This is a genomic window from Microcoleus sp. N9_A1 (assembly GCF_036701795.1).
In the GTDB taxonomy this organism is placed as follows: Bacteria; Cyanobacteriota; Cyanobacteriia; order Cyanobacteriales; family Microcoleaceae; genus Microcoleus.
Window position 1 is genome coordinate 1 of record NZ_JAUBRI010000105.1, and the last position, 15,343, is coordinate 15,343.

The 15,343-nt window shown below is 45.8% G+C and carries 13 protein-coding genes; 7 read left to right on the plus strand and 6 right to left on the minus strand.

Going from position 1 to position 15,343, the window contains the following annotated elements:
• Positions 1-121: 121 nt before the first annotated feature.
• The 3 genes from QUA58_RS28795 to QUA58_RS28805 all read right to left on the minus strand — a co-directional run bounded on the left by QUA58_RS28795 (position 122) and on the right by QUA58_RS28805 (position 2,135).
• Positions 122-595 (minus strand): DUF732 domain-containing protein, encoded by a 474-nt coding sequence (locus QUA58_RS28795; protein ID WP_333253705.1) that lies wholly within the window; start codon positions 593-595, stop codon positions 122-124.
• A 207-nt stretch (positions 596-802) separates the two neighbouring features.
• Positions 803-1,420, minus strand: a complete 618-nt coding sequence (locus tag QUA58_RS28800; protein WP_333397520.1) for a cupin domain-containing protein — start codon at positions 1,418-1,420, stop codon at positions 803-805.
• A 148-nt stretch (positions 1,421-1,568) separates the two neighbouring features.
• On the minus strand, positions 1,569-2,135 hold the full coding sequence (locus tag QUA58_RS28805; protein ID WP_333253709.1) for a sigma-70 family RNA polymerase sigma factor: 567 nt from the start codon (positions 2,133-2,135) through the stop codon (positions 1,569-1,571).
• Positions 2,136-2,760: 625 nt separating this feature from the next.
• On the opposite strand from QUA58_RS28805, the gene QUA58_RS28810 reads away from it, so the two are divergent.
• The 3 genes from QUA58_RS28810 to QUA58_RS28820 all read left to right on the plus strand — a co-directional run bounded on the left by QUA58_RS28810 (position 2,761) and on the right by QUA58_RS28820 (position 7,167).
• Positions 2,761-3,975: a DUF4331 domain-containing protein gene (locus QUA58_RS28810; protein WP_333253712.1), complete on the plus strand. Its 1,215-nt coding sequence runs from the start codon at positions 2,761-2,763 to the stop codon at positions 3,973-3,975.
• Between the two features lie 186 nt (positions 3,976-4,161).
• Entirely contained in the window at positions 4,162-5,568 is a 1,407-nt protein-coding gene (locus QUA58_RS28815) for a hypothetical protein (protein WP_333397522.1), read from the plus strand.
• A gap of 96 nt (positions 5,569-5,664) precedes the next feature.
• On the plus strand, positions 5,665-7,167 hold the full coding sequence (locus tag QUA58_RS28820) for a HoxN/HupN/NixA family nickel/cobalt transporter (protein ID WP_333397524.1): 1,503 nt from the start codon (positions 5,665-5,667) through the stop codon (positions 7,165-7,167).
• 120 nt (positions 7,168-7,287) lie between these two features.
• Here QUA58_RS28820 and QUA58_RS28825 read toward each other — a convergent pair whose 3' ends face one another.
• Together QUA58_RS28825 and QUA58_RS28830 are read right to left on the minus strand one after the other, a co-directional pair.
• Positions 7,288-7,725, minus strand: coding sequence for a DUF6918 family protein (locus QUA58_RS28825; protein WP_333397527.1), 438 nt, complete (start codon positions 7,723-7,725; stop codon positions 7,288-7,290).
• A gap of 519 nt (positions 7,726-8,244) precedes the next feature.
• On the minus strand, positions 8,245-8,427 hold the full coding sequence (locus QUA58_RS28830) for a hypothetical protein (RefSeq protein ID WP_333253720.1): 183 nt from the start codon (positions 8,425-8,427) through the stop codon (positions 8,245-8,247).
• A 370-nt stretch (positions 8,428-8,797) separates the two neighbouring features.
• Between QUA58_RS28830 and QUA58_RS28835 the strand changes: the two genes are divergently transcribed.
• From QUA58_RS28835 to QUA58_RS28845, 3 genes are all read left to right on the plus strand, one after another.
• Positions 8,798-10,432, plus strand: coding sequence for a Ycf66 family protein (locus QUA58_RS28835; RefSeq protein WP_333397530.1), 1,635 nt, complete (start codon positions 8,798-8,800; stop codon positions 10,430-10,432).
• A gap of 238 nt (positions 10,433-10,670) precedes the next feature.
• Positions 10,671-12,137 carry a cobyric acid synthase CobQ gene (gene cobQ / locus QUA58_RS28840; RefSeq protein ID WP_333253724.1) on the plus strand — a complete coding sequence of 489 codons (1,467 nt, stop codon included), beginning with the start codon at positions 10,671-10,673 and terminating at the stop codon, positions 12,135-12,137.
• A gap of 89 nt (positions 12,138-12,226) precedes the next feature.
• On the plus strand, positions 12,227-12,463 hold the full coding sequence (locus QUA58_RS28845) for a 2Fe-2S iron-sulfur cluster-binding protein (RefSeq protein WP_006634188.1): 237 nt from the start codon (positions 12,227-12,229) through the stop codon (positions 12,461-12,463).
• Positions 12,464-12,834: 371 nt separating this feature from the next.
• Here QUA58_RS28845 and QUA58_RS28850 read toward each other — a convergent pair whose 3' ends face one another.
• On the minus strand, positions 12,835-14,169 hold the full coding sequence (locus QUA58_RS28850) for a hypothetical protein (protein WP_333253727.1): 1,335 nt from the start codon (positions 14,167-14,169) through the stop codon (positions 12,835-12,837).
• A 96-nt stretch (positions 14,170-14,265) separates the two neighbouring features.
• Between QUA58_RS28850 and QUA58_RS28855 the strand changes: the two genes are divergently transcribed.
• The gene (locus tag QUA58_RS28855) at positions 14,266-15,075 is read left to right on the plus strand and encodes an SDR family oxidoreductase (RefSeq protein ID WP_333397532.1); all 810 of its coding nucleotides are present in this window, start codon (positions 14,266-14,268) and stop codon (positions 15,073-15,075) included.
• The last annotated feature ends 268 nt before the right edge of the window (positions 15,076-15,343 follow it).

Genomic DNA, 15,343 nt, shown 5'->3' on the forward strand with positions numbered 1-15,343 from the left:
CCCATCCCACAAGAAAAAATCACTCTTGTGGGATGGGCCGGAGAGCCCGTCCTAATTATTTTTGCAAGAGGTCTAATATGCACAATTATCAATTAGTGGTTTTTCGTCAATATTTACTGATTTATTTATTCGCTAATTCCGGGCAATAATGGTTAGCGGCAAGAGTGGTAACAATATCGGCATCGGCAAGAAAACTTTCTTTGGCAGTTGGATTTTCGATACTGACAGCTTGCCCGATCGCTCTTAATTTAACTTCCGGCAGAGAAACTCCCGATTTTGCTTCCGCACACATTCTTTTAGCTGCAGCAATTTTTTGACCGGGGGTTCTTTGGATTGCTTGCAGTAAATTGTCCGTTGCTTCGGGAGAGTAGCTTTTTGCTAAGCGTTTGTAGTCTTCTATAAATTTTCCATCATTTCCTGTTAGCTTAATGTCCAATTCTTGTGGCGAGCACAACTGGTTTAAGTTAATTACTTCTCCCACTGAATTGACAAGAAAACATCCTTCGCGTTCTTGGGCGATCGCGCTTTTGTCGCTGGGGACAAATTGTATGATAATGGCGGACAAAACAGCACTTAAACGCGAGTAATTTTGCATGAAATTAGGTGATATATTGGGAACTTTTAACCGGAGATCAATGCGGAGCAAGGCCGTGTTCTTGGGTCAAATCGGGTTTGGGGAATTAACCGCAATAGTTGTAAAGGCTGGTTTCACCACCAATCTATAATTCCGACTAACAACAGACATGAACCCGCCCCCACCAACCTAAAAAAAAATATTGTCAGCAATTCAACGCACATGATATCAAATGAGCGTTTCGTTGTCTATTGAAGTTTTCATTAACAGCAAACATCCCCCTTGTGTGAGGGAGGAATGTATGGAACCCGGAACCGAGCGAATGTAGTCGCCTTGATGGCAAATTTCCCCTTCTACAATTAAGTCTCCTTCTAATACAAAAACTTCCTCCGAAGCGGCGTGTCGGTGCAGGGGAAATGTTACTCCAGGTTCTAGTCGCATCAAGCAGGTAATTTCGCGCTTTTTTTTGTCAATGTAAAGCTTGCCGATCGAGACTCCCGGAACTTCATAAGATTTCCATTTAACATTGTTCGATCGCACGATTAAAGATGGAGTATTGTTCTCTGTTGGGGAGGTAGCAATTGGCTTTAAATTGACTGATTCTGCCGACGAGGTTGACGGCAGTTCGGCTATGCGCTGGAACAGGCGGTTTTTGAGGTCGGGGGCGACGGGAACTGGGGGGGCTGTGTAGGCGATCGCGGCAATTGCGGCTTCAAAAGCAGCTAATTCGCTTTTAAGTTCTGCGAACTCTTTCAATCTCTCTGCAAATACGCCACGTTCTGACTCGTCGAGGGTATCGAGAGCTTGAAGGGCTGCAAGGATGATATACTCCTCGTCTGGCATCATTTCCATCTGTTCTCCGCCATTAATTGTAATTCAGCCTATGATTTTAAATTTGAGATTGGTCGGCTGCCGTCGCACTCAAGATGGATGATTGGAGATGCCAGAATTTTAGATTGATTGTTAAACAACTTAAATTGTGTTGTTTGACGATCTAAAATTGTTCGCTCAAAGCTTGACGCAATTTGGAAATACCCAACCGAATTCTAGTTTTGATTGTACCTGTTGGGATACCAGTTTTAGCCGCGATCGCCGCGCAAGTCAGCCCTTGGTAGTAGGCGAGTTCGATCGCCTGTTGCTGTTCCTTTGGCAGTTTTTCTAAAGCTGCTTTGACTTGTTCGCTGCGTTCTTGAAACATTGCATCTTCCATCGGTTCTGCAACGCTAGAGATGGGTACTTTAGCATCTTCCAGACAAGCTTCAGCAGCTCGGACTGTTCGCTGCACTGCTCGGAGCCGATCGAGGGAACGACTGCGGGTAAGCATGAATAACCAGGTATCTGCTCGACTGCGAGAAGGATCGTAAGTTGCTGCTTTTTGCCAAATTTGGGAAAAAACATCGATGACTACTTCTTCAGCTTCTTCTACCGAACCCAGAATTTTGTAAGCGAGAGCGTAACTTGGACGACCGTAGCGATCGTAAAGTTTAGCTAATGCCGTTTGGTCTTTCCGGGCAATCTGCACTAAAAGCAGCGATTCATCGCCTGAGTTCTGGCCTGTCATTTCAGTGTACCGAAAAATTTTTGTTTTGACTGCACAGATCCAAAATTAAAAACTCGGCGTATATCACTACAGAACATAATTGTAAGTTTGAAGTCTGGGGTACAAGCTGGAGTATGCCTTTTCGGGCTAATTTTGTCGTGCTTTGAATTGTAAAAATCCCAAGTTATCTGGAATTTTAACACCTAATTAGTAATTTTTTTTGAGACGAAAGCAATCCGCTTTATGCAGAACGAAGAAATGCGCTGAGCCTGAACAGTCAAACCAGCGGCATTCACTCGTTCCTAAGCTTTGTTAGCTCGCTCCCAAGAAGATTCTGGGAACCCATATAAGCGATGTTCTGGCTCCACTGGATCGAGGGAGGCTCTGTCTCCGAGCAGGCCTTCCCAAGAATAGTCCGGGAACGAGTAAATGCTCAATAACGCACTTTTTTACATAAATTAATCTGGCAGCACAGATCCAAAATTGCCAAATCTTCGTATACTACCAATAGGAGAAGGCTCAGCAACACCGCAAAAGCCCGACAGGTTGACAGGTTAAAACCTGTTGCTACAAAACTAAAACCCGCGAAGGCGGGTTGTTTACCATAGATTTGTGTAAAAATATCATTGAAATAAAGGTGCTAACAGTGAAGTTCACAAAAAAAATTCGCCGAACCATACTAGCTATTGAAGTAGCTCTAATAGCTCTATTAACTCCCGGGATAATTGTCGCTTCTGACCACGACGACGGCGAAGTAGATATCAAAGGTCGCGCTGTCAATTTAACTGACCTGTACGTATATCGCGAAAAAGACCAAAACTCCGGTGCTGCGGACGGGGATTTAGTATTTACCATGAATTCAAATCCCCGGTCTGTAGCCCGCTTTCAATATTATTTCAGCACTAAAGCCCTCTACGAATTTCACATCACGCAGGTAGGTGACGTGAATTCTACACCTACTGGACGCTCCGATATTACCTTGCGGTTTGCCTTCAGTCCGCCTAACAATAAAGGTATGCAAGCGGTAGCTGTAACTGTTATTCGCGGCGGCTCGGAGACTGTTGCTAACACTACAGTTAACGGCGGGCTTATTGCCAGCACTCCGCTGAATTCTAATACTGTTGTGAATACAGTACCTGTGGCCGGTTCTAACTTGACTGTATTTGCCGGTTTACGGGAAGACCCGTTTTTCTTCGATGTGGAACAATTTTTCAGAGTCCGCGCTGGAGCTTTGGGAACGGGGTCGAAAGTAGGTTTCAGGGAACCGAGTCGAGCGATCGACTTTACTAAAGGTTACAACGTCAATACAATTGCCGTGCGCGTTCCCAAAGCGTTGTTGCAAGCAGGAAGTGGGGCGAATACTTTTGATGTTTGGACAACGATTTCTATCAGAGACGGAGCTGGTGGTTTCAAACAGTTTGAGCGATTGGCGAGACCTGCAATTAATGAGGGTTTGATAGTTAGTCCCGCGTTTCTGGAGGCATTCAATACTATTCCTCCGAATTTGGATTTGAGCGGTGCTGCTGCTCCGGTGCGGCAGGAAGCTGTTGCTACTCTGAATGCTGTGGATATTTTGGATGGTAGCGATAATGTCGATCCAAATGCGATAGCCGGAGCTTTCTTGCCCGATGTCATGCGGATCGATACCACAAAAACCAGCGGCTACGCTAGCGCTACAAACGCTCAAGGAAGCTTGATCGGAGGTCGTATGCTGATGGACGACGTTATTGATATCACTCTGGGAGCTTTGGTGGGTTCTCCCGTTGGCGATAACGTTTCATATAACGGAACTCCGGGAAATCCGGCTCAGGGACACAAACCTTTAGAACCTAATTTTCCTTATTTGGCTTTGCCGAATTAGTCATTAGTCATTAGTCATTAGTCATTAGTCATTAGTCATTAGTCATTAGTCATTAGTCATTAATCATTAATCATTAGTCATTAGTCATTAGTCATTAGTCATTAGTCATTAGTCATTAGTCATTGGCTAATGACAGATAGAAAATACTTTTTTTAACCGCAGATGAACGCTGATTAACGCGGATTTATGAAAACTAAAACTAAACCGGAAATAAAATCGGATGTTTTGTCGTGGTGGCTGCTGATAGTAGTCCCTTTAGTTGGGATGGTATTAGTTAATTTGCCTCCTAATTTGCGTTTTGTTTTAGATAAATTTTCTAACCAAAGTCCGGCTGGTCTTGATGCTAATTACCGCTATCATTTTTCGGAAACTTTGAGAAATAATCCCAATCAAAAGGAAGCAATTCAGCAAGAAATTGTTTTTTATCAGCAGCGGCTGGCTGTTGATTCCCGCAGCGGTTTGAACCGGGCGGCACTGGCGGGATCTTATTTGAAAATGGCTCGCGCAACTGGGGAGGGTGGTTGGTTTTTGTTGGCAGAACAGGCGGCTGAAAGGTCGATCGCCGATTTGGCTTTTGACAATAAAGGTGCGCTGTTAGTTTTAGCTCGAATTGCCGAGGCCAGACACGATTTTGCTACTGCTTTGCGTTTGGCTAAACAGGTGGGTTTTGAGAATGAAGATGCGATCGCCCTTTCCGTTACATCTAACTTGGCGATGGGAAAAGTGAGCGATGCAAATGTCGCCGCTGAAACCTTAGTTAACCGGATTCCGAACTTGGGTTCTCTCACTTTGAGAGCTTTGGTGAGAGAGTCTCAGGGCCGAGATGCTGAGGTTTTGCAGGATTACCAGCAAGCAATGGCGGCGGAGGAACCGGGAGAGGTTGGGGGTTCGGCGCGGGCCCGATCGCTCTTGGGTCGATTTTACGCGCGTCGCGGGCAGTTTGTGCAGGCGAAAGCGCTGTTTTTGGAAGCTTTGCGGTTGGTGCCGCGATACCCGCTGGCGCTGATTTATTTGGCGGATTTGGAGACGCGGCAGGGCAATTATCGGGAAGCAGAGGCTAATTACAGCAAGGTTTCTGCGTATTATGGGCAGGTGGCGACGGTGTTCGATCGCATTGTCGATCGCGGTATGGCGAGGGTGAAGGAGTTGCAGGGAGATGCGATCGAATCCGGGCGACTTCGCGACAAAGCTGAAGCTGGGTTGCGACAGGAACAGGTTTCTGGATCTGGCGGTTTTGGACATCGGCGCGATTTGGCGAGTTTGCTGCTGGAAAAAGGTCGATCGCAGGATGTCGCCGAAGCGCTGGCGTTAATGCAGGAAGAGGTGAAAATTCGGCGGGATGCGGCGGGGCTGGATACTTTAGCCTGGGCGCTTTCCGCCGCTGGGGAATGGCAAAAGGCCGATCGAGTGATGGCCGAAATAATGCGATCGGGCATTCGGGATGCGGGTATATTTTACCGGGCTGGTGCGATCGCCCGTACTTTAGGCAAAGATGCTGAATCTCGCGCTTTTTTTCAAAAGTCCAAGGAAATTGACCCGAGTTTTGACGATCGATCCCGCCAAGCATTGGGTTTGGGAAGTTATGAATTTTGAGCCGTAGGGGCGGGTTCACCAATAATTTTATGGGATATAGACAATTTAAATAAACCCGCCCCCACCCGACGATAAAACTCTTAAAAGGATATACTTATGCAATACAAACTAAACCGACCGCCAAAATTTTTAATCCTATTCTTTCTCACACTTTCATTATTACTAACAATCTCAACCCGACCAGTTTACTCGCATTGGTCAGACTTATCCGTAGCAGAAATAGTAGTCAACAATTTGCAAACCGAAGTAACATTAACCTTCCCAACAGGCTTAACAAACTTCGCCGACGACAATCGAGATAGCCAGCTACAACCTGCTGAAGTTCGCAGCCACCAAACACAGCTAGAAAACTTTTTTAGCCAACAAATCCGCCTCACCAACAATAGCAACATTCAAGGCTCCGTAGCCGTAAAACCGCTAGAAATAGCAGCTAAAACCGCCAGCTTAATCCAGCAGCCCAATACCCACAGCACCTTAATTTTAGACTACACCTGGCCCGCATCTTCTCAAAATAAAACCTCCGGTTTACCTGATTCAATTTCCATCTCCCAACCAGAGAAATTGCGGATTAATTACAATCTGTTTTTGCCCGGAGTGGTGACAGCTAGCTGCCAAGCTACGATTGTGCAAGCGGGTGTTGTCAAAAGCTTTGTGTTTACGCCGCAAAACCGCGACTTTTTGTTAGCAGGAAAGGAATCTATCTGGGATTCAGGTTGGAGTTTGCTGCTAGCATTAGCGGGAGCATTTGCTTGGGGATGCGTGCACGCGATGTCGCCCGGACACGGAAAAACAATAGTCGGCGCTTATTTAGTGGGTTCGCGGGCTACTCCGGTACACGCTTTATTTCTAGCAGCGACGACTACAATTACTCACACTGCCGGCGTGTTTGCTGTGGGCGGAATTACTTTGTTTGCTTCTAACTTAATCGACCCAGAAAAATTAGACCCTTGGCTGAGTTTAATCTCTGGTTTATTAGTAGCCTTCATCGGGCTTAACTTACTCTTAGAAAAACTAAAAACTCGGTTGGTAGTCAGGACTGAAGTTATCAAAAAAATCAAGACTAAATTTTTCAATAAAAACTGGTTTTTAAGGAGTAAAGTCTTTACTGCGGAATGTAAAGAACCAGTAAATCTTTTGAGTAGAGGAAGTTGGGAGCGAGAATTTAAGCCTGTAAAACCCGATATATCTCACCACTACCACGATCACGGAGACGGCCGGATTCACTCGCATTTGCCTCCCGGTGCTGACGGTTCTGCTATTACTTGGAAAAGCTTATTAGCGTTGGGAATTTCCGGCGGTTTGTTGCCTTGTCCTGCCGCTTTGGTGATGCTGTTGAGCGCGTCGGCTTTGGGCAATGTTGGTTTGGGAATGACGCTAGTGGTAGCGTTTAGTTTGGGATTGGCTTTAGTGCTGAGTGCGATCGGGTTAATCTTAGTTTATGCAAAACGAAATTTTGATAAACTGCCAAAACAGATAACAGCAGTTAAATTTCTGCCGGCGATTAGTGCGATGTTTGTAATGTTTTTGGGGTTGGGAATTACCGGACAGGCGATGTTGAAAATATTGGCGGCAAATCAGTGGGTAGTTGGCAATGGATAAGCATAAAATTAGGACTCTTTCTCCTAACTGCAAACTTACGAATAAGTCTGCTTTTAGATACCCGATTTCTGGAAGAATCCGGGTATCTGGGTATCCTGTTTTTTAGCCGTTGCTCACTTATCAGGCCACACTATGTTTATTAATAATTTCGGCTAAATCCGGTACTCCCTTTTCTACGTAAGTCTTAGCTGAGGGGCGGAGTTTGGCATAGGCGCCTTTAACCATCCCTCTTGTGCTTTTCTCGACCCTTTTGTCACTTATCTGGAGCAATTCGTCTGCTACTTCACCTTTTCTTTGAGCAAAATATTCGACTGGGTTGCCATTGTTTACGGCTTCAGTCCACATCGGATCGAGTGCGATCGAGATTTCTGGCAGAAGTTGATCGACGACTTGGGCGCAATAGTCAGCCCGTATCCCCTTGACAGTAGAGTAGGCAGCTTTCAGAGCCATACCACCCAATCCTGACGCTGCAGCAACTTGTTGGTCTATCAACTTTACACAGTCATCAACAAAAGTTTCTCTGTGGTTTTCATTCAAGAGAATATCACTAAGTCCCATTTTCGCTTTCCTTGATTTAATAGTCAATGTGCTTATACCAATTTTTTATGCGGCTGCATAGAATCCGATCCCCCCTAGCCCCCCTTAATAAGGGGGGAACAAGATTCTTATCAAAGTCCCCCTTATTAAGGGGGATTTAGGGGGATCGAGATATGTACAACTTTACAATAAATTGGTATTATTAGCTTCGATGTCAATCTGACATCATATATCTATTTTGATCCTTTACTCAAGGTTTCCCAAGTTTTTTAAGGTTTGAATGTCTCTATGAGACAACCTAATGTTGAGATTTGTCTAGTATGTTAGGGGAATTAATGTTCTATCTGCTACTAATTATTTGCCTACGGTTTGTAGTCAGGGCTTTAGTCCTTATTAGGTGATATTAATGAGGACTAAAGCCCTGACTACAAACTGATGAGTTGTGAACAGTCACATAAAAAATAGAACAGCTCGAAAAAAATATTAGAAAGACTGCGCCTAAGTCCGATCGCACTTGCACGTATAATCTGGCACCTATCATTAGGATTCGACGTTCGGATTGAAGCCCACAGGTATTGCAACGAGGGGAAGTTTCAGGGTTTGAGTAGGACGATCGCTCGATCGCAATACCAAATTTTTCGGTAACGGCGCGGAAGTGCTTAGTCCGGGAAATATGTGAAGCGATAAGGTTAAGCCGGCAGCTAATAATACTTTTTCTAACATGGCAGTGTCTCCAATACATACGCCCTAGGGCATAATTCCTCTTACACCTACAACATATAAACATCCTCAGTCGCTTGGTGCGATCGCACGGGCATAGTTAAGTGACATCTATCACCACTGAGGAGGGGGTGATGGGGATAGGGGGTGTGGGGATGGGGGTGATGGGCAGTAGGGAAGTGGGGGAGAGTGGGAAATCTTTCCTCGCACTTCTACCGTCAACATCCGTTGAACCTGTTAAATTCCTTGCACTGGTTCGTTGGCAAACTTCCCTAAAAATCAAGAATTGTCCTAGAGAAAGAAGCCGTTGGGTCTCTCACAAAGGTAGAATTAGCGCGTAGAAGTTATTTGACACAGCGGAGGTACCGACAATATGCTTGCATACTTTCTGGCGTTGGCGGTCGGTCTAGGCAGCTTCAGTATTTACATGGCGGCCTTCTTTTTTCCAGAAGTACACCGCAAAAATGATTTTACCTGGAGCGGGGTAGGGCTTTTTTATGCGTTAATTTTATGGGCTTGTGCGGGACGAATTACTGGTGCTCTCCTGCTTGGTCAAATGGCGGGCGTGGCGATGTTGGGCTGGTTTGCCTGGGAAACTCTGACTTTGCGCCGGCAGGTGACGCCCGTTGCTGAGCAAACGCCGATTCCTCAGTCGGCGAATTTGGCTGCAGCAGGCGTGCCGTTTGCTGGCTTGTTTGCCAAGAAAAAAGAGCCCGCAGCGAAAAAACCTAAGTTTGTTCGATCGCCCAAACCGAAAACTGATGTGGTTCCAGCACCCACTCTGGATAAGGGCGAGGTAAAGCTAGAGGAACAGCCAGCGATTCCTCCCATAGCTGAAAGTATTGCTGAAAGTTCGATCGTCCCTGACTTGAAAATTTCCGACTCGAAACCACCTGCAATTGGAGAAATACCAGTGTTTTCAGTCGAAACTCCTGTTGCTGAGACTTCACAACCCCCAACAGAATCAGCAGCCAGCAGCTTCACTCCTCTACCTCTACCTCTAGAAATTTCAGAAATAGCCGTTGCACCAACTGTGGAGCCAGCAGAGGCTCAGCCCGAACCTCAACAGCAGCCAGAAGATGACGATTTTGAGAAGACATGGAGGGCGATGGCTCAAGATTCTGAGTCTGCTGCTAGTTCGGCAGCCCCAACGGCAGCCCCAACGGCGAAACCAACGGCAGCCCCAACGGCAAACTCAACTCCTGCCAAACCTGCTAAAAAATCCGGCGGTTTCGGAAGTCTGTTCGGCAATATCAAAAATAGTCTCGGCGGTATTTTGGGACGAGGTGCTGGTAAAAACAAGTCTGATGCAACTCCCCAGACGCCAAAACCTTCAGCGACTCCAGAATCGATCGCACCTGAATCTAAAATCACGACTCCTGCACCGGATATCGACCTGATTCTCGAATCAGAATTAGCCGAGGCGGCTGCGGAAGTTGCAGCAGAAACTAGCAAAACTGCTGTTGAAACAAGCCTTGGAGTGCCGTTTCCAACCGATGTTGAAGCAATGGCCGAGTTGATGGTGGCAGAAACAGGGAGTTCTGACAAAATAGGGGAAACTCCGATCGAAGATCGATCGTCCGCCCAAATCCAGACACCGCTGGCTGCAGTTGGTGAACCGGAAGCAGCAGCAGGCGTACCAGAAGCAGCAGCCCCTGCTTTATCCCTGGAAACCCAGACACCGCTGGCTGCAGTTGGTGAACCGGAAGCAGCAGCAGGCGTACCAGAAGCAGCAGCCCCTGCTGTATCTCTGGAAATGACTGTGGTGGAAATGGCAGCGCCTGTAGAGATAGAAGTACCGGGAGAACCTGGGTTGATCGTGCAGGTGGAAACGGTTTCAGTATCAGTGATCTCGATCGAATCCACAGATAAAACACCATCTTCTGAGGGAGAACAACCGGAATTGATTCGCCCGAATCCCCCCCCTTCCACAGATAAAACACCATCTTCTGAGGGAGAACAACCGGAATTGATTCGCCCGAATCCCCCCCCTTCGGAGCTAGTATAAGCTGCTCAAGCGGCCGATGAATCCAAGTCTGAAAATCTATCCGACGAAGATAAGCCCTCATCTTGAGGCTAAAAGCAAAAGGTAGAAATCAGAATTTTTTTTGATTCTGCCTTCTGCCTTCTTACTTCTTACTTTTTACTTTTTACTTCTTACTTTTTACTTCTTCCCTCTTCCCTCTTCCCTCTTCCTTCTTCGCTCTTGGCTCTTGGCTCTTCCTTCTTCCTTCTCTTTTAATATTATGAAAGCAATTATGGTCGTGGGAACAACATCTCACGCAGGGAAATCTTTACTCGTGGCAGCGTTGTGTCGAATCTTTTCTCGGCGAGGCTGGCGGGTAACTCCGTTTAAAGGTCAGAATATGGCACTGAATTCCTATGTCACAGCCGCCGGCGGAGAGATTGGTTACGCTCAAGCAGTGCAAGCTTGGGCTGCGGGCGTCGCACCTTGGGTAGAAATGAATCCGATTTTGCTCAAGCCACAAGGAGACATGACTTCTCAATTGATTGTCAAGGGCCGGGCGATCGCAAATGTGCGAGCATCTCAATATTATGAACAGTATTTCGATATCGGCTGGCAAGCTATTCGGGAATCTTTAGAATTTCTCGGTCAAGAATTTGACATGATTGTCTGTGAGGGAGCCGGCAGCCCTGCTGAGATTAATCTCAAACACCGCGATTTAACAAATATGCGGGTAGCTAAATATTTAAAGGCTCGGACTTTGCTAGTAGTTGATATCGATCGCGGCGGTGCTTTTGCTCACATAATCGGTACTTTGGAATTGCTAGATCCCGACGAACGAGCTTTAATTAAAGGATTCATTATTAATAAGTTCCGAGGGCAAAAATCGATATTAGATCCTGGTTTGACTTGGCTAGAAGAAAGGACGGGAATCCCGGTAGTTGGGGTAATTCCTTGGATAGACGAAGTGTTTCCCTCAGAAGATTCTCTCGATTTGCTCGATCGGCGTTCTCCCAATGCTCAAACCGACATCAATATTTCCGTCATCCGCCTGCCCCGAATTTCCAATTTTACCGACTTTGACCCCCTGGAGTCGGAAACTACCGTCACAGTCAAATATGTCAGCCCAAAAGACCATTTAGGCCATCCAGACGCCGTGATTTTACCAGGCTCTAAAACTACAATTTCCGATTTGCAAGTGCTGCGCCAAACAGGTATGGCAAAAGCTATTCAAAATTATTTAGTAGCAGGCGGTACAGTCATGGGAGTTTGCGGCGGCTTTCAGATGCTGGGACAAAGTATCACCGATAAAGAAGGCATTGAGGGAGAAAAGGGAGAATTCCCTGGATTGGGGTTGCTGCCTTTGAAAACTGCGATGGCACCGAACAAAATTGCCCGCCAACGCATCGTAACATCTAACTATCCTCAACCGGGTTTGCCCGTTTCCGGTTACGAAATTCATCAAGGAAAAACGCAAATCCTAGAGTCTGATTTGACTCAACCGCTATTTGACGATGCTAGTTTAGGCATTGTCAATACTTCTCAATCAATTTGGGGCACATACCTGCACGGCATCTTTGACAACGGAGCTTGGCGGCGAGCTTGGTTAAATCACTTGCGGCAGCAGCGGGGACTCCGCGCGTTGCCTACAGGTATTCCTAATTACCGAGAACACCGCGAAACTCTGTTAGACTCTCTAGCAGATACAGTGGAAAAGCATTTAGATATCAAGCATATTTTAGGCTAATTAGTTAACTGTTGACTGTTGACTGTTGACTGTTGACTGTTAACTGTTAACTGTTAATTATTGTTTGTGATAGTTGAGGTTCAAATTCAATGACAAAAGTTTGTTTTTTACCAGATAACGTGACAGTTGAAGCTGAACCAGGAGAGCTTTTACTAGATGTAGCTAAACGTGCAGGGGTTTCTATTCCTACCGGCTGTCTCATGGGTTCTTGTCACGCTTGCGAAGTAGAAATTGATGGCGGAGATACGATTTGTGCCTGTATTTCCGGCATCCCTTCGGGGAAAAAGCAAGTGACAATTAATCTGTATGTTGACCCGACTTGGTAATTTGTTAGTTGTCAGTTGGCAGTTGGCAGTTGGTTGTTGGCATTAGTCATTAGTCATATTATGTCCGGTCGAGCGACCGCGATTTTTGTAGGGGCGGGTTTACCAACAATACCTGCGAATAATTGACAATCTCAAAAACCCGCCCCGACCAGGATATTATGGTTAATCGATCAGACATGATATGAGTCATTAGGATCGCGAATTAAATAATTTACACAAGTTTGTGGGGAGTAGGGGTTGGGCGTCCCGCCCGCCCTTTCTGGACGGGCGGGACGCCCATCCCACAAGAACCATCACGCATTGTAAGTTATTTAATTCTCATTCCTTATTCAACGGTTAACAGTTAACAGTCAACAGTTAACAGTCAACAGCTAATTTTTTTGCCATTCTTGCTGTTTTTTGCGAGCAGATTGCAGCCATTTTTGGGATTCGGGATAAACAGTTGTCCCCGGTTTGACGGATTCTAATTGATTGATAATTTGTTGCAACTGGCTGAGGGAGTAACCGGGATTTTGAGAATTCACATCTTTTTGCAAGTTGGCAAACAAGTTTTTAGCTGCTTGCAAAGCTGTTGCAGAATCTTTTTCTGCTTGCAGTCTAATCTGGGTAATTCCTAAATTCTTTTGATATTCAGCGAGTTTAGTTTGAGCATCGAGATAACCCGGGTTATCGACAGAAATTAATTTTAGTCTGTTAATTCCTTCTTGCCACAATTCTGCTATTTGCTCCCACTGTGCGGCGGGATGGGGAGGTTTTTGGGAGGCGACGGCGGCGGAGAGAGCAAATTCTTTAGCAGCTTCAATTAAGTTGTCAGCCTGTACAGAACCGGTGGCGACGCCGCCCATTGCTTGAAAGTCTCTTTCTGCTGCTTTGAGTATTTTCTTAGCCGTTTCTCCTGCGAGGGTTTCGGCGGGAATTTGATTGAGTTGGTCGATCGCACTTTGCCAATTTACTGTCGCTTTTTGTCTATCTGCAGCGGTTTTGGCTTCCTGATACTGCTGTTTCGCCGCGTTGAGAGTTTGTTCGACTTGATTTAACTGACTAAAAGCATTTTTTTGCTGGAAAATCTGAGCCTCCATCCGCCCGACATTTTTGCGGGCGGCTTGAAATTCATCGAGTGTAAACCGCCAACGGCAGCCGAAAAAAGAGCAGTAAGTTTGTGGATAGTAACCTAAAAACCAAACCGGCAAAGCGTCGAGATGTTTTTGAGCCTCTTTTGCTTTAATTTCGCCCAAGTCAAAATCAGCGACAGCAGTGGCTTTATTGATTAGTTGATCAGATTGTTCCACAAGGGCGATCGCCTGCCGATAATTGTGATCCATACTCATAAAACTCGGCAGCAACAATATCGGCATTGTTTTCGCCACGGGCCAGCGAATCATCGGAAAAGGTAGGTTAATCAGCCAAATTATCCCCGCTGCACTTCCCAACAAACTCCCAGCAAAGATGATTTTACCGAACAATCCGGGTGGGCGATTGGCTTTGACAGCAGCTTTGAGAGCTTTTTCGCTGAAGTTGGGAAATTCGTCTTTGAAGGTATCGCGGATTTCTTCTCTTGATGCGAAAGTGCCGTTTTGCGATCGAAGTTTCTCCAACCGCTTGATTACCATGCGTCGGTACACTTCACCCGCTAGACTATCAGCCGCCGCGCACTTGTCAACTTCGGCCTGCAAAATTTCAAAAGCTCGATCGGTAAGACGCGCCATAAAACTCACCTATTCCCTTTTAATTATTTTACAGGTTCCCGCCAAAATAATTGTTAAAATATATAAACTTCCTATCAAATAATCCGAATTAAGTTCATGCCCACTGCTTTAATCACCGGTGCTTCTGGCGGAATTGGTGCAGCCTTTTCCGCCGAATTAGCCAAACGCCAGCACAATCTAATCTTGGTAGCTCGTTCCGCAGATAAATTGCAACAGTTAGCTGCTAAACTGCAACAGGAATTAAAGGTTCAGGTAGAAGTAATCGTGCAAGATTTGAGCGCACCGGGCGCTGGAACTGCTGTATTTGATACGGTTGTTAAAAAAGGTTGGACGGTTGATTTGTTGGTGAATAATGCGGGTTTTGGCGATTACGGTGTTTTTGTCGTTAGCGAAGCCCTCGAAGAGGATCGCCCGCTTGCGAAACAACTAACAATGGTGCAACTAAATATTGTAGCATTAGTTGAACTATCGCACTTATTTTTGCAGGGAATGCGGCAGCGAAAAGCAGGAAGTATCATCAATGTTAGTTCGATCGCAGCTTTTCAACCGATGCCGTACTTGTCGATGTATGCAGCTACTAAAGCCTTTGTTTTGAGTTTCAGCGAGGCACTTTGGGCGGAAAATAAAGATTTAGGAATTCGCGTTTTGTGCCTTTGTCCAGGACCGACAGAATCGGACTTTTTCGCAGTAGCTGAATTTCCGAAAGCTATGGCATCCAGCAGCGGGCAAAAACTCGTTCCTGCGACGGAAGTAGTGCGAGATGCTTTGAAAGCTTTAGACAAAAATGAGTCTAATGTTGTGACAGGGGGAATTCCCAATCAAATCATCGCCAATATGCCTCGATTGATGCCGCGAGAACTTGTGGTGAAGTCGATAGAAAAGGTGTTTCGGACGAAAGAGGAATAGTCCTCTTGCAAAAATCCTTTTCATCAATTGATGAGCCGGAGAGCCCGTCCTAATTATTTTTGCAAGAGGTCTAATAGTCTAGTCCGCCGGGGGGTGAAACCCCCGTCTCATAGCGAAAGTCCTCTCAAAGAGGACTGAAAAACAAATTAAATAAACAATCAAATATTTGTCACCATTCTTCAGTCGGTTTCAACTGAGATCTTGCACCATTCTCAATTAGCCCTTGCATTGTGTACCCAAATGTGAAATAAAGGGCGTATAAACAATG